Genomic DNA, 19,430 nt, shown 5'->3' on the forward strand with positions numbered 1-19,430 from the left:
CCCCCCCCCTGCCGACCACGAAGGTCGCCAATTGACTGTCCCTTTCTTCGTACTCCGCTCGTGCTCGCCTTCAACATTCCTGCAAAAAGATTCCTGCCAGAAAGAAATGCTTATATTGAGCAAACTATTTTTCTCTACGAATAAGAGATGATAAGATAACGGGATAAAGTAAATACGCGGCAGCAAAACAATAAAAACAGCCAACTTATCGACATATTATTCTCAATGTGAATGGTTTTTTTTAATCAGGTAAAGGAAGTCAGCGGGAAGAATAAATCCTTGTCATCGATGCTTTTTGCTCACCATGGCGATTTATTTTTTCATCGACGTACAATTCTTATGAATATTACAGAACGGAATATCTGGAAGCTAAATAATTTACCGCCAATGGAGTATTGCTCTCTGGCGCGGGCGCAAAAATTATTAAACTGCGAACTTGAAGACATTCTTCACTGGCATGATATTGGTGCGATCAATCTCTGTCTGAAGCTTAATCCGACGCGGGGAACATTAAAAATAGCCGTCCTTTCTCATCAGGAAAAAGACGTGACCACCGCGCTTAATCCGCTTACCTCTGCCGAGGAAGTGGAGACTTTCTGGTCACCCCACTCCCATATCCGCAGCATTCTGCGGCTTGATGACGATATTCCGATGGTGGAAACATTACGCGGAAATACGGTGACGCAGTTTAACGTAAAAGTGTCCGCATCCGGACTCTGGCACCCACACAGTCGGAATTTAATGGCGCTACTGGAGACGCCTGATGATATTCTTTACGAAAACAGACTCAGCATGATGCTGCCCGACAAACCGTTTGTCTATTGTCATTTCATTCCGGATGAAGACGAATACTCTGCTATATCATTGAACCGCATCTATATCACCAGCCAGGCCATTGAGAAAATATACGCTCACAGTATTAGCGCCCGGCCTATGGACGTGACAAAAAATTCGCTGCTGGAACAAACCAGTTACATCCATCAGGAATTAACCGTCCTGCCGCAAAATGAGGTATTGCTGGAATTTATCCATTACCTTATTCAGTCCCATACCGTATTTAATGAGAAATTACAGAATATGGCCGAGCCAGACAAGACTCAGCTCTTTCATCACGTACTGGAAAGGCTCAAAGAAGAGGGCATGCTCCGGGAGAATACCCTGCCCGATGAGGCCGATATCCTCAGCGAAGCCGATCGTTAGTCCAGGCTCGTCGGCAAGTGACGCAGGTCCTCATACAGGGCCTGGCCGTTTTCCTGCTCAAGCGTTACCGCGATCTCCCGCGCCAGCGCAATGAATTCGCGCGCCGCAGCGCTCTGCCATGCGCCCTGGCGCTGCAGCAAACAGGCCGTGCGCTGCAGCAGCGCGGGCTTAAGCTCAATGGCCACGAGGTCATCATACTGTCCGGCGATCGCCGCTGGCAGCAGCGTCGCAAGCGGCGTGCCGCGAATAACCGTTAGTACGGCGCCGATGGAGTTGGCCTCCATCCGCACGTCAGGTTCGAGCCGATGGCGGCGACAATAGCGGTTGATTTGCTCCCGGGTGGCAAACTCGCTGCTCAGTAAAATCAGCGGCTGTGCGTCAAGAGCCTGCAGCTGCAGGTGGCTTTCATGAGCCAGCGGATGCGCACGGCTCACCACCAGCGCGAGGGTTTCCGTCAGCAGCGGCTGAACCACAATATCCCGCGAGAGGCTCTCGCCAAAGGCAATTCCCACATCCAGTTCATCCTCCAGGAGCATCGTTTCCATCCGCTCCTGGTTCATCTCCTGGATAAGCAATTTCACTCCGGGGTAGCGTCGATAGTACGCCTCCACCAGCGGCCCCAGCATGTAAGTGGTAAAGGTCGGCGTCATGGCGATGCGGAGTTTACCACGCTGCAGATCTTCTGCGTCGTGCAGGGCGCGCCGCCCCTCCTCAAGATCGCGTAACACGCGGCGGGCATACTCCAGCCAGATCTCTCCGGCATCGGTCAGGCGGGTATAACGACCAGAGCGGTCAAAGAGCTGAACCTCCAGCATCGCTTCCAGCTGGCGGATCTGCTGTGACAGCGCAGGCTGGGAGACATGGAGCGCCGCGGCGGCGCGGGTAAATCCACGATGTTCTGCCACGGCGATAAAGTAGGAAAGATGGCGCAGGAGCATCCGCTTACCTATAAGCAATTCAAATAGGGTTCATCATAAATAAGTCTTTTAACTTATGAAACAAGATACGTACTCTCTACCTACCATCCTCTGCGTTTTTCACCATCAACATCATCTTATGCAGGAGTGACTATGTCCGCTGACGATCGCTATCTCCAGCGCGCATTAGCGCTGGCAAAACAAAATATTGCTGACGGTGGCCGCCCCTTCGGCGCCGTTCTGGTGCGGCATGATGAGATTGTCGCCGAAGCCGTCAATACCTTTCATCTGAACGGTGACCCAACGGCGCATGCCGAACTGAATGCCGTTCGCGAGCTTGCCGCCAGACTGGGAAGCGAGGTGCTGCGCGAATGCGTTATCTATGCCAGCGGGCAACCTTGTCCTATGTGCCTGAGCGCACTCTATTTAACCGGCGTGCGGGAAGTATTTTTCGCCAACAGTAATCAGGATGGCGAACCCTTTCAGCTCTCAACCACCGCGATTTATCAGCAGCTGCAGCAGCCGCTGTCCCGGCAGACGCTGCCAATCCACCACTGCCCGCAGCCGGAGGGGCCGGCACTTTATCAGCGCTGGGCGGAACAGCAACCATGACGCCCATGCTGCGACAGAATCTGACGCTGTGTGTCCTGGTACTCATTGGGATAAACATGCGTCCGCTGCTCACCTCGATAGGTCCCTTGCTGCCGGATATCCGCGCCGCCAGCGGGATGAGCTATACCCTGGTCGCGCTCCTCACCGCCCTGCCGGTCATCGCGATGGGCGTGCTGGCGCTGGCCGGCGGCTGGGTCGATCGCACTGTTGGTCAAAACCGCAGCATTGCGCTGAGCCTGCTGATTATCGCGGCGGGTGCCCTGCTGCGGGAAAGCGCCCCACATAGCGGTTTGCTGCTCAGCAGCGCCCTTGCGGGGGGAATTGGCATCGGCATTATCCAGGCCGCCATCCCGGCGGTGATAAAGCGTCTGTTCGCCCGGCGTACGCCGCTGGTGATGGGACTATGGTCGGCGGCGCTGATGGGCGGCGGCGGGTTAGGCGCTGCGTTCACGCCATGGCTGGCGTCACGCAGTACGGTCTGGCACCAGGCGCTGGCCTGGTGGGCGCTCCCTGCCCTGCTGGCCCTGCTCGGCTGGCTGGCGATTTGCCGGCAATTGCCTCGCGCACCGCATCAGACCAGCGCTTCCCCCCGGGTCGCGATTATTGGCCAGCGCCGCGCCTGGACGCTGGGACTCTATTTCGGACTGATCAATGCCGGTTACGCCAGTCTGATCGCCTGGCTGCCGCCCTACTATATCCAGCTTGGCGATAGCGCCCAGTACAGCGGCTCACTGCTGGCGCTGCTGACCGTCGGGCAAACCGCGGGGGCGCTACTGCTGCCAGCACTGGCTCGTCAGGATGATCGACGCCAGCTTCTGCTGTTCGCTCTGACGCTACAGCTCATTGGCTTCTGCGGCTTCATCTGGCTGCCGCAGCACGTCCCCGCGATGTGGGCCATCGCCTGCGGAGTGGGTCTGGGTGGCGCCTTTCCCCTGTGCCTGGTGCTGGCGCTGGATCACGCGGGACAACCGGCGGTAGCCGGCCGGCTGGTGGCGTTTATGCAGGGTATCGGATTTATCATCGCAGGCCTCTCCCCCTGGCTTTCCGGTCTGTTGCGCAGCCTGAGCGGGAACTACACGCTTGACTGGTCCTGGCATGCGCTCTGCGTCCTGCTACTCATGGCGCTCACACTGCGCTTTATACCAGCTCACTACCCGGCCGAGTGGCGGCCGCGCGCCTCTGACCAGCATTAAATCGGCGGCGGCGCGTAGCAAAGAAATTGCGTGCGCCCTCGCTGGCCGTCCTCCATTTTGCCCATCGCCAAAATCCGTTTTAACAGCGTCGCTGGCGTGAAATTTATTACCGGGTGAAATTAATGTGTCGCCGAATCACGACACTCCTAAGTAACTAAAAATTAATAAAAAAATGCCACTTGTTTCCCTCATTTTTTAGGCGTACATTAGCGCCATCTGGAGCACAAAGCGCACAGAATTGCGAGCTGCCGCAACGTGATTTTTCACCTGCGACAGCCCAGGAATAACAGAACAATTAATTCATTTGAACGTCGCACAAGCGCGTGGAGTGATGAATCGTGAAATACTTCTTTATGGGCCTCTCTTTTATGGTCATCGTTTGGGCCGGTACTTTTGCCCTGATGATCTAGACTGCAGCGGTGTCAAAAAAAACGGGAGCCCACTGGCTCCCGTTTTTGTTATGGCGTATTCGCCGAAGCGCTAGCTCGCGGCGGGCAGCAAGCCATCGGCGCGGAACATCGCCTTGATGCCGCGGATCGCCTGGCGCGTACGGTCCCGGTTTTCGATCAGCGCGAAGCGGACGTGAGTATCGCCATAGTCGCCAAAGCCTATCCCCGGCGAGACGCAGACCTTCGCTTCATTAAGCAACTTTTTCGCAAACTCCAGCGAGCCCATGGCAGCGTAAGGTTCCGGTATTTTCGCCCAGACGTACATGGACGCTTTCGGACATTCCACCATCCAGCCGGCTTCGTGGAGCCCTTTCACCAGCACATCGCGACGGCGCTTATATTGTTCGGCAATTTCACGCACGCACTGCTGATCGCCCTCAAGGGCAGCGATCGCCGCCACCTGCAGCGGCGTAAACGTGCCATAGTCGTGATAGCTTTTGATGCGAGCGAGGGCATTCACCAGGGTCTTGTTGCCGACCATAAAGCCAATGCGCCAGCCGGCCATGTTATAGCTTTTCGACAGGGTAAAGAACTCGACGGCGACATCACGCGCGCCGGGCACCTGCATGATGGAGGGCGCTTTCCAGCCGTCATACACGATATCGGCATAGGCCAGATCGTGGACGACCAGGATGTCATACTGCTTCGCCAGGGCGACGACCTTTTCAAAGAAGTCCAGCTCCACACACTGCGCCGTTGGATTCGAGGGAAAGCCAAGGATCATCATCTTCGGCTTCGGGTAACTCTCGCGGATGGCGCGTTCCAGCTCGTTAAAGAAATCCACCCCTTCCACCAGCGGCACCGAGCGCACCTGCGCCCCGGCAATCACCGCGCCATAGATGTGAATCGGATAGCTGGGGTTTGGCACCAGCACCGTGTCGCCATGATCCAGGGTCGCCAGCATCAGGTGCGCCAGCCCCTCTTTCGAACCAATGGTGACGATCGCTTCCGATTCCGGATCGATGTCAACGTTATAGCGTTCTTCATACCAGCGTGAAATGGCGCGACGCAGGCGCGGGATCCCCCGCGAGGTAGAGTAACCATGGGTATCAGGCCGTTGGGCAACGGTGCAAAGTTTTTCCACGATATGCGGCGGCGTCGCGCCATCGGGATTGCCCATACTGAAATCAATAATATCCTCGCCGCGCCGGCGCGCAGCCATTTTCAGTTCACCAGTAATATTAAAAACGTACGGGGGGAGACGATCGATACGCGTAAAACGGCGTTCAGGACTGGATTCAGCCATAGGTTCCTCTGATTAACGTTAGCGCCCGGACCGTCCGAGCGACGCTGCCGCTGTTGCGGCTCGTTTAGAAAATAACCTGAAAAAAAACATGTTGTCGAGAGGGCCGGTAAAAAATTTTCCCTGGCATATAAAACGGGTATCGACGGCGCTAAATACGGCTGTTCATCGCCGGAATAGTCCAGAGTTGTATAAGAGTGGTAACATATTGATATCTTTCTTAACACAGAATTTTATCGTTAAAAGCCAGGGCTGCCGCTCTCGCGGTGGTCCCCCACCAATCCCCTTTAAAAAGTATGCCTTTTCCTCATTATATTTCTGCGGCTGGTCTTCTGCCGTCAGGTTTTTTATCATGTTCTTTTCTGGCCACTGACGCGGCACACCCATGCACGAAATTTTCACGATGATGCTGGCGGTCTATGATCGTGCGGCCCTGATGCTTATTTGCCTGTTTTTCCTCATTCGCCTGCGCCTGTTCCGCGAACTGTTGCATAAGTCGGCCCATACGCCGAAAGAGCTGCTGGCCGTGACCGCCATTTTCTCGCTGTTTGCCCTGTTCAGCACCTGGTCCGGCGTCCCGGTGGAAGGTTCGCTGGTGAATGTGCGCATTATCGCCGTCATGTCCGGCGGGATCCTGTTTGGTCCGTGGGTAGGGGCAATTGTCGGGGTGATTGCCGGCGTACACCGCTACCTGATTGATATCGATGGCGTCACCGCCGTGCCCTGCTTTATCACCAGCATTGTCGCAGGCCTGCTGTCAGGATTGATTAACCGTAAAGTGGCCCGCAATCAACGGTGGAAAATCGGCATTCTGGCCGGCATGGTGTGTGAGACTCTGACCATGATTCTGGTGGTGGTCTGGGCGCCTTCCCTGAGCCTCGGCCTGGATATCGTCTCTAAAATTGGTATCCCGATGATCCTCGGCAGCGTCTGCATCGGTTTTATCGTGCTGCTGGTGCAGAGCGTGGAAGGGGAAAAGGAGGCCAGCGCGGCGCGGCAGGCAAAACTGGCGCTCGATATCGCTAACAAAACCCTGCCGCTGTTTCGTCACGTTAACAGCGATTCTCTGCGCCAGGTATGCGAGATTATCCGCCGCGACATTACCGCCGACGCGGTGGCGATCACCAATACCGAGCATGTGCTGGCCTACGTGGGCGTGGGGGAGGCCAACTATCAACACCACGACGATGTCATCAGCCCTACCACCCGGCAGGCGATTCGTTATGGGAAAATCATTATAAAAAACAATGATGAAGCCCACCGCACGCCGGAGATCCACTCCTTGATGGTGATCCCGCTGTGGGAAAAAGGGGTGGTGACCGGCACGCTAAAAATTTATTACTGCCACGCCCATCGCATCACTTCGACGCTGCAGGAGATGGCGATTGGCCTGTCGCAAATAATCTCCACCCAGCTGGAAGTCTCCCGCGCCGAACAGCTGCGCGAGATGGCCAATAAAGCGGAGCTGCGCGCCCTGCAAAGCAAAATTAACCCGCATTTTTTATTTAATGCGCTGAACGCGATCTCCTCCTCGATTCGCCTTAATCCAGACACCGCGCGCCAGCTCATTTTTAATCTGTCGCGCTACCTGCGCTATAACATCGAATTAAAAGACGATGAGCAGATTGATATCAAACGAGAGCTGTATCAGATCAAAGATTATATCGCCATTGAACAGGCGCGATTCGGCGACAAGCTGACGGTCATCTATGATATTGACGACGACGTCAGCTGCGTGATCCCGAGCCTGCTTATCCAGCCGCTGGTGGAAAATGCCATCGTTCATGGTATCCAGCCCTGTAAAGGCAAGGGGGTGGTGACGATCGGCATTAACGAGTGCGGCAATCGGGTTCGCATCAGCGTTCGCGACACTGGCAACGGCATCGATCCCGCCGTGGTCGCTCGCGTGGAAGCCGACGAAATGCCGGGAAATAAAATCGGCCTGCTTAACGTTCATCACCGGGTGAAGCTCCTCTACGGCGAGGGGTTGCATATCCGCACCCTGACGCCAGGAACAGAAATCGCCTTTTATGTCCCCAATCACCACACGCCGCAGGCGCTGACGGAGTCTCTGTTGTCATGAGCGGAGAAAAGATGAAAGTTATTATTGTGGAAGATGAGTTTCTGGCTCAGCAGGAGCTCTCCTGGCTTATCAATACCCACAGCCAGATGGAGATCGTCGGCAGCTTTGACGATGGCCTGGACGTGCTGAAATTTCTCCAGCACAACAAGGTCGATGCCATTTTTCTCGATATCAATATTCCGTCGCTGGACGGGGTTTTGCTGGCGCAAAACATCAGCCAGTTTGCCCATAAGCCTTTTATCGTCTTTATCACCGCGTGGAAAGAGCACGCCGTGGAAGCCTTTGAGCTGGAGGCGTTTGACTACATCCTGAAGCCCTACCAGGAGTCACGCATCATCAATATGCTACAAAAGCTAACCGCCGCCTGGCAGCAGCAAAATAACGTCGCTGCGGGAGCGACCAACGCGGCGCCACGAGAAAACGACACCATCAATCTGATAAAAGATGAACGAATAATCGTCACCAGCATCCATGATATTTATTATGCCGAGGCGCATGAAAAGATGACGTTCGTCTATACCCGCCGGGAGTCATTCGTCATGCCGATGAACATTACTGAATTCTGCAGCAAACTGCCCACCGCGCATTTCTTCCGCTGCCACCGCTCGTATTGCGTAAATCTCAGCAAAATTCGGGAAATTGAGCCGTGGTTTAACAATACCTATGTGCTGCGCCTGCGCGACCTTGAATTTCAGGTGCCGGTGAGCCGCAGTAAAGTGAAAGAGTTTCGCCAGCTGATGAATCTGTAGAGGCGGGAAGTCCCGCCATCCGGGCTACGACGGTAGCCCGGGAGGGATGCGCTTATAACACCTGGCCCAGCGTCTGACGCAGATGCGCGCCGGAGCCCAGCAGGCCCGGGTTTTCATGCACGATCAGGTAAACCGGAATATCCTGAACATAAGCTTTGAAACGGCCTTTGTCTTCAAAACCGCCGCGGAAGCCGGAGGCTTTAAAGAACTCCAGGAAGCGCGGCACGATGCCCCCGGCGATATACACGCCGCCAAAGGTCCCGAGAGTCAGCGCCAGGTTTCCGCCGAAGCGGCCCATAATGACGCAGAACAGCGATAGCGCCCGGCGACAGTCGGTACAACTGTCCGCCAGCGCTCGCTCGGTGACCTCGCGTGGCTGCAGGTTTTCCGGCAGGCGGCCATCAGACTTCACAATCGCGCGGTACAAATTGACCAGTCCGGGACCCGAGAGCACGCGTTCTGCGGAAACATGCCCCAGCTCGGCGCGCAGCTCTTCCAGAATAATCCCCTCTTCTTCGCTGTTCGGCGCAAAATCGACGTGACCGCCTTCGCCCGGCAGGCTGACCCAGCGCTTGTCAACGTGCACCAGATGCGCCACGCCAAGCCCGGTTCCGGCGCCATAAACGGCGATCGGTTTGCCCGCTACCGGAGCGCTGCCGCCAAACTGAATGAGGTGCTCGGCTTTCAGCATCGGGATGGCCATGGAAACGGCGGTAAAATCGTTAATTATCTCCAGATGGGCAAAGCCAAGGTTGCGCTTCATTTCAGCGATGGAGAAGGCCCAGGTATGGTTGGTCATCGCTACCCAGTCGCCGGTGATCGGGCAGGCAATGGCGATACAGCCTTCGTTGACGGTCACCTGGTGCTCCTCCAGATAGACGCGCACCACCGCCTCCAGACTGGGATAATCGAGCCCGGAATAGGTCTTAGCACGAGAGATCTCTCCGCTCGCCAGATCACATAGCGCCAGGCGGGCGTTGGTCCCCCCGACATCTCCTACTAAAGCAAATTTTGTCATTCCGTTACGGCTCCGCTAAAGTCAAAATAATTCTTTTGGCACACTGTAAATTCATGGCGGCTTAACAACAACGTCCAACGCGCAGACGCCCCTTGTTTAGCGACACAGGTCACATTTAGTTTGTAATCTATGCAAGGTAGTCTGTAAATGACGCCACGGGAATCAGACGCCGCCTTAACTTTATCGTTTCAGCACCATTTGCATCGACGGCCCCTGCCGACGAAGGCAAAGTAGTGCTTCAGAACTTTGACAAGGACATTTTCATGCTCCATCCTCGCGCCAGAACAATGCTGATCCTGTCGGTGCCGGCCATCCTGATAGGTATCGCCTGCAGTCTGATCCTGATCGGCGCGATGAAGGTTGCCGCGCTGCTACAGCGCGTGCTGTGGAGCAATCTGCCCATCCAGTTGGGGATCAGCGCTGACAGCCCGCTATGGATTATCGCCATGCTCACGGCGACAGGGATCGCCGTGGGCCTGATAGTCCGCTACAGCCCAGGACACGCCGGGCCGGATCCGGCCACCGAATCGCTCATTGGCGCCCCCATTGCCACCGGCGCGTTGCCTGGGCTGCTGGCCGCGCTGATCCTCGGCCTTGCCGGCGGCGTCAGTCTCGGCCCGGAGCATCCGATTATGGTGGTGAATATTGCGCTGGCCGTCGCCGTCGGTTCACGGCTGTTTCCGCGCGTCAGCTCGCTGGACTGGACCATCCTCGCGGCCTCAGGCACCATCGGCGCCCTCTTTGGCACCCCGGTGGCCGCCGCGCTGATTTTTTCGCAAACCCTCAACAGCAGCAACGAGTCGCCGCTATGGGATCGCCTTTTTGCGCCGCTGCTTGCCGCCGCCGCGGGCGCGCTGACGACCGGGCTGTTTTTCCACCCGCATTTCACGCTGCCGATCCCCCATTATGGCCAGATGCACTTCGTCGATATCATCAGCGGCATGATCGTCGCCCTGATTGCTATCGCCGTCGGCATGGTGGCCGTCTGGTGTCTGCCGCGCCTGCACGCCCTGATGCATCGCCTGAGAAATCCCATCCTGACGCTGGGCATCGGTGGGTTGCTGCTGGGGATCCTCGGGACCATTGGCGGACCCTTAACGCTGTTTAAGGGGCTGGATGAGATGCAGCAACTGGCTTTCAGCCAGACGCTAACCGCCGCGGATTTTCTGCTCATCGCGCTGGTCAAACTGGCTGCCCTGGTGCTCGCCTCCGCCAGCGGTTTCCGCGGTGGGCGGATTTTCCCGGCGGTCTTCGTCGGGGTGGCGCTGGGGCTGATGCTGCATGCCCACGTGGATGCCGTGCCAGCGGCGATCACCGTCTCCTGCGCGATCCTCGGCATGGTGCTGGTCGTCACCCGCGACGGCTGGCTTAGCCTGTTTATGGCCGCCGTGGTGGTCCCGGATACGACGCTGCTACCGCTGCTGTGCATTGTGATGCTCCCGGCCTGGCTGCTGCTGGCCGGGAGGCCGTTGATGATTGCCAAACGACATACCGACTAAACGCGGCTGTTTCGTTCCTCCAGCGCCTGCGTCACCGCACGCAGGAAATCGGGGATATCCATTTTCGGTAGCATCACTTCGACCAGGGTAAGGGTATCGGAGGTGATGCTTTCCGCCATCGCTTCCCGTAGCTCAGCCGTGTGCGTGACCCGCCAGCAGCGAGAAACAACGTCCGGGGCGAAGGCTTCCGGCAGCCGCTGCCAGTCCCACAGGGCGATGTCATTGTAGCGCTGCTCAGGGCCATGAATCGCCCGCTCCACGGTATACCCTTCGTTATTCAGCAACAGAATAAGCGGTTTTTGCTTATCGCGAAGCATAGAGCCCATCTCCTGAATCGTCAGTTGGGCGGCGCCATCGCCGACAATCAGCACCACCCGCCGCTCTTCCGCCGCGGTTTGCGCGCCATAGGCGGCCGGGAGGGTAAAACCAATCGACCCCCACAGCGGCTGAACGATCAGCGATGCCTCAGAGGGAAGCTTAAGCGCCGCGATGCCAAATGCCGCCGTCCCCTGATCGGCGAGGATAATATCGCCGGGGCGCAGCGCATCCTGCACAGTCGACCAGAAATTCTTCTGGGTTAACTCGCCTTCGGCCTCCTCTTCCACTTCCGGCGCCACGACCTGAGGCGCCGCCCACTCCGCCGCCAGCGGGGCGGAAAGCGTCATTAATGCAGCCAGAGCTTGATCCATCGGCACGCCGCTGAACCAGTGGTCGCCCACCCTGACGGCGAAGGGCTGGATCTCAATGGTCTTCTCCCGCGCCAGATGCTGGGTGAATCCCGCGGTGATAGTGTCGGTGAAGCGCGTACCAATGCAGATGATGGTGTCGGCGTTTTCAATCGCCTCCCGGGTCTGCGGGGCGCTGGCGATCCCGCTATAGGTCCCGACAAACCCGTTCAGCTGCTCATCGAACAACCCCTTGCCCATTAGCATGGTGGCGTGAGCGATGGGGGTTTTCGCCACCCACTCCCGGAGCGTGTTCTGCAGGCCATAGCGTTGCGCCAGGAAATCCGCCAGCAGAGAAATGCGTCGGCTGCCCCGCAGCAGGCGGCTGGCATGTTCGCGGAACCCGGCGAGCTGGTTTTCATCCGCCGGAGCAGGCTCCACCAGCAAGCCCAGGGCCGGGGCAATCGCTGCCGCTCTGGCGACATCGGCCGGCAGCATCAGATAGCCGGGCCGATGATGCGTCAGCATATCGCGCAGGACACGGTCGATCTCATGGCAGGCGTTGCCGGCGGTCAGCAGCGCCTGGCTGCAGGTGATCTGCTCGCTCATGCGGGCGAAATGGCGAAAATCGCCATCGCCGAGGGTATGGTGCAGCAGTTCGCCACGCTGCTGAGCGCCGGTAGAGGGCGCGCCGACGATATGCAATACCGGAATATGTTCCGCATAGCTACCCGCAATGCCGTTCAGCACGCTCAGTTCGCCGACGCCGTAGGTGGTCAGCAGCGCACCGGCCCCTTTGATGCGCGCATATCCGTCAGCGGCATAGGCCGCATTCAGCTCGTTGGCGCAGCCGACCCAGCCTAATGCGCTGTGCGCGATGACGCGATCGAGAAACTGTAAGTTGTAATCTCCTGGTACGCCGAACAAGCGGTCAATACCGCAGTCAACGAGGCGATCCAGCAGATAATCCCCAATAGTGTAGGTCGGTTGCATGTCCATTATCCTCATTTTGGTGCAGGTGTAATTTGAGTATTGAATAAGCGATCCGCCTGTCCAGAAGGGGGACGATAAAGCCGGTGTAAAGCAATAGTTACGCCCAAAAAGCAGTGTACTCCATGCAGAACATTGATTAGTGTAAACGTATACACACCCTAGTTTATCTGCGGAGGAAGAATGGTTTACCAGGCAAGCACGACGCGATATCAAACGATGGAGTATCGTCGCTGCGGGCGCAGCGGCCTTCAGCTCCCGGCGATTTCTCTCGGCCTGTGGCACAACTTTGGCGACGAAACGCGCGTGGAGATCAGCCGGCAGATGCTCCTGCACGCGTTTGACCTTGGCATAACTCATTTCGACCTCGCCAACAACTATGGGCCGCCGCCGGGTTCAGCAGAGAGCAATTTTGGCCGCATTCTGAAAGAGGCGCTCCAGCCCTATCGCGATGAGTTGATCATCTCCACCAAAGCGGGCTACACCATGTGGGACGGCCCGTACGGCGACTGGGGTTCACGCAAATATCTGGTGGCCAGTCTTAACCAGAGCCTGCAGCGCATGGGGCTGGAGTATGTCGATATTTTTTATCATCACCGCCCGGACCCGCAGACCCCACTGACGGAAACAATGCGTGCGCTCGCTCATCTTGTCCGTCAGGGTAAAGCGCTGTACGTCGGGATCTCCAACTATCCGCTGGCCCAGGCGCAGGAGGCGGTGAAGATCCTTAACGACCTCGGTACGCCCTGCGTCATTCACCAGCCCCGCTATTCGATGTTCGAACGCAGTGCGGAAGAGGGGCTGCTGGATTTTCTGCAGACGGAAGGGGTGGGAAGTATAGCGTTTTCACCGCTGGCGGGCGGACAGCTTACCGATCGCTATCTGAACGGTATCCCGGCCGACTCTCGCGCCGCCAGCAGCAGTCGTTTTCTGCAGCCGGAGCAACTGACCGCCGCGCGATTAGAAAAAATTCGTCAGCTAAATACGATAGCGGAAGAGCGCGGGCAGAAGCTGTCGCAGATGGCGCTGGCCTGGGTTCTGCGCGAGGAGAAAGTGACCTCCGTGCTGATCGGCGCCAGCAAAACCGCGCAGCTGGATGATGCCGTCGGCATGCTGCAGAATCGCCATTTCAGCACCGAAGAGTGCGCGGCCATCGACGCCATCCTTGCGCTGTAAAGCAAATGTTACTTTAGCAAAAAGTGCTCTTTTCTGCGCTTTCGGAGTTCGTCCGATGCGGCGGGTCTTTACCGGCCCGTAATATCAGGTTAACAGGCCGCTTACGGCCCCGATCGTGAAGGAGAAGAGTATGTTCAGGTCACTGATTCTGGCAGCAGTACTGCTGGCCGCAGCGCCACTAGTCGCTAACGCTGGTGAAATCACCCTGCTGCCATCGGTAAAATTACAAATAGGCGATCGTGACAATTACGGTAACTACTGGGACGGTGGCGGCTGGCGCGACCGTGATTACTGGCGTCGTCACTATGAATGGCGTGATAACCGTTGGCATCGACATGACAACGGCTGGCACCGCGGCTGGGACAAGGGTAAAAATAAAGCCTGGGAGCGCGGCTATCGTGCTGGCTGGAGCGACCGCGACGACCACCGCGGCGGCTGGGGACGAGGCCCGGGCGGACGTGGCCATGGCCATGGTCATCACTAACAGACGAAAAGGGGAGCCCATTGGCTCCCCTTTGCTTTAACCAGCGCGGGTCAAGAACTACGCCACGCCGAGCAGCGATCCCACAATTAACCAGCCGTTCAGACTCACCACAATGACGACAATCACCCAGCCAGTGACTCTCACCCAGCGGGTATTCACCAGGTCGCCCATCAGTTGCGCATTGCTGGTAAATATCAGCAGCGGCACCAGAGCAAGCGCAATACCAAAGCTCAGCAGCACCTGACTCATCACCAGGATACGCGTAGGATCCAGCCCCAGCAGGATCACCACAAACGACGGCAGCATGGTGACCGCCCGGCGAAACCACAGCGGAATATGAAAGCGGATAAACCCCTGCATGACGACCTGCCCTGCCAGGGTACCCACTACCGTCGATGATAAACCTGCAGCGACCAGGCTCAGACCAAAGATGGTCGCCGCCGCGTGGCTCAGCAGTGGCTCCAGCGTTCTGTAAGCCTGATCGAGATCGGCGACGCCGGTATGGCCGTTGAAATGGAATGCCGCCGCGGCGGTCGCCATCATCGCCAGGTTGACAAACCCGGCAATGGTCATGGCGATCGCCACATCCCAGCGGGTCGCGTTATAGCGTTCTTTCCGCGTACCGCCGTGCAGATGCTGGGTAAGCGAGGAATGTAAGTAGATAACGTGCGGCATAATGGTCGCCCCCAGTACCCCGGCGGCTAAGAATACCGCCTCGCCGTTGGGCAGCGTAGGGATCACCAGCCCTTTTGTCAGGGGGGCCAGCGCGGGCTGAGAAAAGATCAACTCCACGACATAGGCCACAGCGACAAACAACAGCAGCCCGCCGATCACCTTCTCCAGCGGCTTTTGCCCGCGCCGCTGCAGCATCAGGATCAGGAAGGTCGCCACCCCGGTCAGCACCGCCCCCTGCAGAAGCGACACGCCCAGTACCAGCTTAAAGCCAATCGCAGCGCCGATAAATTCAGCCAGGTCGGTGGCCATCGCAATGATTTCCGCCTGCACCCAATAGAACCACACAACCGGGCGCGGGTAATGGTCACGGATCTGCTCGGCCAGATTTTTGCCGGTGGCAATGCCCAGTTTGGCAGAGAGCACCTGGATCAGCATCGCCATCAGGTTGGCCCATACCACGACCCACAGCAGCTGATAGCCAAAGCTGGCGCCAGCCTGAATGTTAGTGGCGAAATTACCGGGATCGATATAGCCAATGGCAGCGACGAAAGCGGGCCCCATGAGGGCGAGCTTCACCTTGCGCGCGGCGCGACTACTGCTATTCTCAACGCGACTGCTAGTCATCTTCTGCCTCTGGAAATATAGCCTTTGCTATGTTTCATGCTATCAAAATGCGAATGATTATCAAGTTCATTTAAAATGGAGATAATGATTGCTGTGATAGGCGGGAACAATAGCTGGCCGGAAATGAGAAACGGGCGTTAGAACACGAGAGCGTGCCCAGTACTAAGAGTAGTACAAGAATGCAACTTTTAAAACCTTTACGTAACATAACAAAAGTGGATGTTTGATCACTATTTTTGCCATTGGTCACAGTTCCTTGCAATAGTGTGCAATTGATCTCGTTTTCTTTAAAGCCGTTGCATAGAATGTGCACGGAAATTTAACCTGCCTCATATTTGGAGCAACTATGGACCGCGTCTTGCATTTTGTCCTCGCGATCGTTGTGGTGGCTATACTGGCCCTGTTGGTCAGTCACGACCGTAAAAAGATCCGTATTCGTTATGTTGTTCAACTGCTTGTCATCGAAGTCCTGCTGGCCTGGTTCTTCCTGAACTCCGATATTGGTCTGGGTTTTGTGAAAGGCTTCTCTGAGATGTTTGAAAAGCTTCTCGGGTTTGCCAACGAAGGGACAAACTTCGTGTTCGGCAGCATGAACGATAAAGGTCTGGCCTTCTTCTTCCTTAAGGTTCTGTGCCCTATCGTCTTCATTTCCGCGTTGATCGGTATTTTGCAGCATATTCGTATCCTGCCGATTGTCATCCGCGCCATCGGTACCGTTCTGTCGAAAATCAACGGCATGGGCAAGCTGGAATCCTTCAACGCCGTGAGCTCGCTGATCCTCGGTCAGTCGGAAAACTTTATCGCCTATAAAGATATTCTCGGCAAAATGTCGCGCAACCGCATGTACACCATGGCGGCGACGGCGATGTCCACCGTGTCGATGTCGATCGTAGGCGCGTACATGACCATGCTGCAGCCGAAGTATGTCGTCGCGGCGCTGGTGCTCAACATGTTCAGCACCTTTATCGTTCTGTCATTGATTAACCCGTACCGCGTGGAAGAGAGCGAAGAAAATCTGCAGATGTCGAATCTGCACGAAGGCCAGAGCTTCTTCGAAATGCTGGGCGAGTACATTCTGGCGGGCTTTAAAGTCGCGATTATCGTGGCGGCGATGCTGATCGGCTTCATCGCACTGATCTCGGCCCTGAACGCCCTGTTCGCCACCGTGACCGGCTGGTTCGGCTACAGCATCTCCTTCCAGGGGATCCTCGGCTATATCTTCTACCCGGTTGCCTGGGTGATGGGTGTGCCGGCAAGCGAAGCGCTGCAGGTGGGCAGTATTATGGCCACCAAGCTGGTCTCCAACGAATTCGTCGCCATGATGGATCTGCAGAAAATCGCCTCGACGCTCTCTCCGCGTGCGGAAGGCATTATCTCTATCTTCCTGGTCTCCTTCGCCAACTTCTCATCTATCGGCATCATCGCCGGGGCGATCAAAGGCTTGAACGAAGAACAGGGTAACGTGGTTTCTCGCTTCGGTCTGAAGCTGGTCTACGGCTCCACGCTGGTTAGCGTGCTGTCCGCTTCGATTGCGGCACTGGTTCTGTAACAGGCGCCTGTCATCTGAGCCGGGCAACGCCCGGCTTTTTTTTACCCGTCATTCGCCCAACGGCTGAGGCTTACCGACCAGGTAACCCTGCAGATAATTCACGCCCAGTTCCAGCAGGCGCGCTTTTTGCGGTTCGCTTTCGACATATTCCGCCACCACGCTCATCTGTTTCGCCCGCGCCATTTCGACAATCGATTTCACCATAATGGCGTCCAGCGGGTCCGTCAGAATATCGCGGACGAAGCAGCCGTCAATCTTAATGATATCGGCCTGCAGATGCTTCAGTCGTTCATAGTTCGCATAACCGGTGCCAAAGTCATCAATGGCGATAGCGCAGCCAAACGCGCGCAGCGCGTCGAGATTTTGCTGGCTGGTGTCGGCATTGGAGAAAGCCTGCTCTTCGGTCACCTCAATGGTGATAAGATCTGGCGAAATGCGATAGCGTTGAAAGAGCGCGATAATCTGCGCCGCGCTATCCTTTTGCATCAGGGTTGAAGGCAGCAGGTTGACCGAGAACCGCTGGCCGGGATGCTGATGGAGCGAACTGAACAGGGTCTCAAGCACCAGCATGTCAAAACGCTGGCTGAGGTTAAACTGCACAATCAGCGGGATAAACTGATCCGGCATAATGACGCTATCGCCACAGCGCATGCGCGTGAGGATTTCATGATAGCCCTCCCCCTCCGCATTTTGAATCGGTTGCGCATAGAGCACCAGCGCCCGCTCTTTGAGAACCTGCTTGACGCGCATCAGGAGGCGTACCTGCTCGGTGGTTTGATCCACCACCAGTTCCTGCTCCTCATCCAACGCCAGCACCCGGCGTTCACTGCCCGCCTGTTCGGAAAGCCAGCTGAGCTGGCCCAGCATCTGGTGCAGCGTCTCACCCTGACCGTCATCACGGCTCCATGCCGCGCCAAACTCAAGATCCAGCGGCTGATTATGCCAGCTGAACTTTTTGTGGTTGAGGATGGCGACCATATGGTTTAGCCGCGCCGCAGGGTCCGGCCCGTCAAGCACGAGGATCAATTCGCTGCCGGGAACCTGGAAGACTTTATCCGTTGCCCCCAACAGCGGCTGAAGCGCCCGGATGATTTGCCGTTTACAGTCAACGCCCATCATTAGCCCATAATGTCGGCTAAGAAAATCGAGATTATCGATACGCAAGCTGCAGATAGCCTGCAGAGGACTGCTCTGTAAATGGCTCACCAGCGCGCGCAGATTAGGTAAGCCCGTCAGCGGATCCTCTTCCGCCTGGCTACGCCAGCGGCGTTTATTGCGATCGCTGCGGGCATAGGTGTCTGCCATATAAAACAAACAGATAGTGAAGGAGATCAGGACTGACAGCACAAAGGATAATGAATACTCGCTCTGGACGCCCTGGAGAAAGTTTTTATTATACACCACCAGCAAAAAGGCTGAGACAGACCATGAAATACGCAGCAGCGCATGACCAATCCGGCTAATCCCGATAAAGTAGACAATAAATATCACCGGAACTAAATAACCGGCAATAAATTCAGACTGATACGGCGCACACAGTAAAGTTAATAAAAGCGCCAGCGAGATAAACCAATATAGGGTAAAAGAACGATGTTTGGGTGCCAGCCATGGTAAACATTCCTGACGCCAGAAACGTCGGGCATAGTGCGGACTGATAATCATCCGCATTGGATAATAAAGAAACGTCGTAAAAATTAATGCCGCGCTGATTAAACTTTGGATATCTATTACGGTATAAATCAACGGCATACTACCAAAGTAACTGGTAATAGATAATGGAAACGCAAAATATTGCCCGGCAAGGTACATGGTGATTTTCAACAGCACCGGCGCGAAGAAGCCGCCCCAGAAGATCCGCGCCCCCATATGTTTCGCCGTGGGGCCACACCGCCAGCGCTTGCCCACCATCAGGCGTAAAACAGCGCAGGAGACAAACACAGCAAACAGCTGACAAAAGAGCAGAATAAGCGCCTGTGACAGCGTTAATTCAATGAGAAAGCTATTGGTAATGGCAAACGCGAGAATTAATGGTGCGATCGCATAGCGGCCAAAGATAAAAATAACAGAAAACATCACGCTGATTGGCAGCCAGGCAATATAAATAAGATTGCCATCAATAACCGTTTGCGGTGAAATAAAACGAGCCAGCGGAATAGCGACTAAACTGACGAGAAAGGCCAACAGAGTTTTTTTGATATTAATGTTAATTTTATCAAGCATTATTGTTAATTAAAACTCCGGCAACCTCATTACGTTTAATGGGGGAAATGTTATGTTGCTTATTTAGGGCAGGCAAGGTGAATT

Annotated in this window: 16 protein-coding genes and 2 pseudogenes; 11 read left to right on the top strand and 7 right to left on the bottom strand. The window is 56.1% G+C overall.

Features of this window, described 5'->3' with window-relative positions; translation table 11 throughout:
- Window positions 1-339: 339 nt before the first annotated feature.
- Window positions 340-1,200, top strand: coding sequence for a hypothetical protein (locus tag HMPREF3142_RS25040; protein WP_023323072.1), 861 nt, complete (start codon window positions 340-342; stop codon window positions 1,198-1,200).
- Here HMPREF3142_RS25040 and cynR read toward each other — a convergent pair.
- Window positions 1,197-2,138, bottom strand: coding sequence for a transcriptional regulator CynR (gene cynR / locus HMPREF3142_RS25045; RefSeq protein ID WP_008803897.1), 942 nt, complete (start codon window positions 2,136-2,138; stop codon window positions 1,197-1,199). The genes HMPREF3142_RS25040 and cynR overlap by 4 nt on opposite strands.
- Before the next feature lie 132 nt (window positions 2,139-2,270).
- On the opposite strand from cynR, the gene HMPREF3142_RS25050 reads away from it, so the two are divergent.
- The 3 genes from HMPREF3142_RS25050 (at window position 2,271) to ypdK (ending at window position 4,332) form a co-directional block, all read left to right on the top strand.
- Window positions 2,271-2,729 (top strand): nucleoside deaminase, encoded by a 459-nt coding sequence (locus HMPREF3142_RS25050; RefSeq protein ID WP_008803896.1) that lies wholly within the window; start codon window positions 2,271-2,273, stop codon window positions 2,727-2,729.
- Window positions 2,726-3,922, top strand: coding sequence for a cyanate transporter (locus tag HMPREF3142_RS25055; protein WP_023298042.1), 1,197 nt, complete (start codon window positions 2,726-2,728; stop codon window positions 3,920-3,922). The genes HMPREF3142_RS25050 and HMPREF3142_RS25055 overlap by 4 nt, the downstream gene beginning before the upstream one ends.
- A 338-nt stretch (window positions 3,923-4,260) precedes the next feature.
- Window positions 4,261-4,332 carry a membrane protein YpdK gene (gene ypdK, locus HMPREF3142_RS29185; RefSeq protein WP_099119320.1) on the top strand — a complete coding sequence of 24 codons (72 nt, stop codon included), beginning with the start codon at window positions 4,261-4,263 and terminating at the stop codon, window positions 4,330-4,332.
- 70 nt (window positions 4,333-4,402) lie between these two features.
- Here the strand turns inward: ypdK and alaC are convergent, their stop codons facing one another.
- Window positions 4,403-5,617, bottom strand: a complete 1,215-nt coding sequence (gene alaC, locus HMPREF3142_RS25060; RefSeq protein ID WP_070612842.1) for an alanine transaminase — start codon at window positions 5,615-5,617, stop codon at window positions 4,403-4,405.
- Between the two features lie 88 nt (window positions 5,618-5,705).
- Here alaC and HMPREF3142_RS28680 point away from each other — a divergent pair.
- Window positions 5,706-5,879, top strand: a pseudogene (locus HMPREF3142_RS28680) (phytanoyl-CoA dioxygenase); the annotation flags it as partial.
- A 14-nt stretch (window positions 5,880-5,893) separates the two neighbouring features.
- On the opposite strand, the pseudogene HMPREF3142_RS30145 reads toward HMPREF3142_RS28680, so the two are convergent.
- Window positions 5,894-6,001 (bottom strand): annotated as a pseudogene (locus tag HMPREF3142_RS30145) (hypothetical protein); the annotation flags it as partial.
- On the opposite strand from HMPREF3142_RS30145, the gene HMPREF3142_RS25070 reads away from it, so the two are divergent.
- Entirely contained in the window at window positions 6,000-7,697 is a 1,698-nt protein-coding gene (locus HMPREF3142_RS25070) for a sensor histidine kinase (RefSeq protein ID WP_070612844.1), read from the top strand. The pseudogene HMPREF3142_RS30145 and the gene HMPREF3142_RS25070 overlap by 2 nt on opposite strands.
- A gap of 11 nt (window positions 7,698-7,708) precedes the next feature.
- Window positions 7,709-8,446 (top strand): LytR/AlgR family response regulator transcription factor, encoded by a 738-nt coding sequence (locus tag HMPREF3142_RS25075; protein WP_023323074.1) that lies wholly within the window; start codon window positions 7,709-7,711, stop codon window positions 8,444-8,446.
- Between the two features lie 52 nt (window positions 8,447-8,498).
- Here HMPREF3142_RS25075 and glk read toward each other — a convergent pair whose 3' ends face one another.
- Window positions 8,499-9,464: a glucokinase gene (gene glk, locus HMPREF3142_RS25080; RefSeq protein ID WP_012540954.1), complete on the bottom strand. Its 966-nt coding sequence runs from the start codon at window positions 9,462-9,464 to the stop codon at window positions 8,499-8,501.
- Between the two features lie 263 nt (window positions 9,465-9,727).
- On the opposite strand from glk, the gene HMPREF3142_RS25085 reads away from it, so the two are divergent.
- Entirely contained in the window at window positions 9,728-10,963 is a 1,236-nt protein-coding gene (locus HMPREF3142_RS25085) for an ion channel protein (protein ID WP_070612882.1), read from the top strand.
- Here the strand turns inward: HMPREF3142_RS25085 and HMPREF3142_RS25090 are convergent.
- On the bottom strand, window positions 10,960-12,621 hold the full coding sequence (locus HMPREF3142_RS25090; protein ID WP_070612883.1) for an alpha-keto acid decarboxylase family protein: 1,662 nt from the start codon (window positions 12,619-12,621) through the stop codon (window positions 10,960-10,962). The two genes, HMPREF3142_RS25085 and HMPREF3142_RS25090, sit on opposite strands and share 4 nt — an antisense overlap.
- Before the next feature lie 180 nt (window positions 12,622-12,801).
- Here HMPREF3142_RS25090 and mgrA point away from each other — a divergent pair, with 180 nt between their 5' ends.
- Window positions 12,802-13,794 (top strand): L-glyceraldehyde 3-phosphate reductase, encoded by a 993-nt coding sequence (gene mgrA, locus HMPREF3142_RS25095; RefSeq protein ID WP_070612846.1) that lies wholly within the window; start codon window positions 12,802-12,804, stop codon window positions 13,792-13,794.
- A gap of 130 nt (window positions 13,795-13,924) precedes the next feature.
- Window positions 13,925-14,278: a DUF2502 domain-containing protein gene (locus HMPREF3142_RS25100; RefSeq protein ID WP_008803887.1), complete on the top strand. Its 354-nt coding sequence runs from the start codon at window positions 13,925-13,927 to the stop codon at window positions 14,276-14,278.
- A gap of 57 nt (window positions 14,279-14,335) precedes the next feature.
- Here HMPREF3142_RS25100 and HMPREF3142_RS25105 read toward each other — a convergent pair whose 3' ends face one another.
- Entirely contained in the window at window positions 14,336-15,577 is a 1,242-nt protein-coding gene (locus HMPREF3142_RS25105; protein WP_008803886.1) for an Nramp family divalent metal transporter, read from the bottom strand.
- Between the two features lie 346 nt (window positions 15,578-15,923).
- On the opposite strand from HMPREF3142_RS25105, the gene nupC reads away from it, so the two are divergent.
- A complete protein-coding gene (gene nupC, locus HMPREF3142_RS25110) occupies window positions 15,924-17,126 on the top strand; it encodes a nucleoside permease NupC (protein WP_012540950.1) in 1,203 nt (400 codons plus the stop codon).
- Between the two features lie 48 nt (window positions 17,127-17,174).
- On the opposite strand, the gene HMPREF3142_RS25115 is transcribed toward nupC, so the two are convergent.
- Window positions 17,175-19,346, bottom strand: coding sequence for an EAL domain-containing protein (locus HMPREF3142_RS25115; protein ID WP_023340589.1), 2,172 nt, complete (start codon window positions 19,344-19,346; stop codon window positions 17,175-17,177).
- Between the last annotated feature and the right edge of the window lie 84 nt (window positions 19,347-19,430).

Source organism: Klebsiella sp. HMSC16C06 (assembly GCF_001808325.1).
In the GTDB taxonomy this organism is placed as follows: Bacteria; Pseudomonadota; Gammaproteobacteria; order Enterobacterales; family Enterobacteriaceae; genus Klebsiella; species Klebsiella variicola.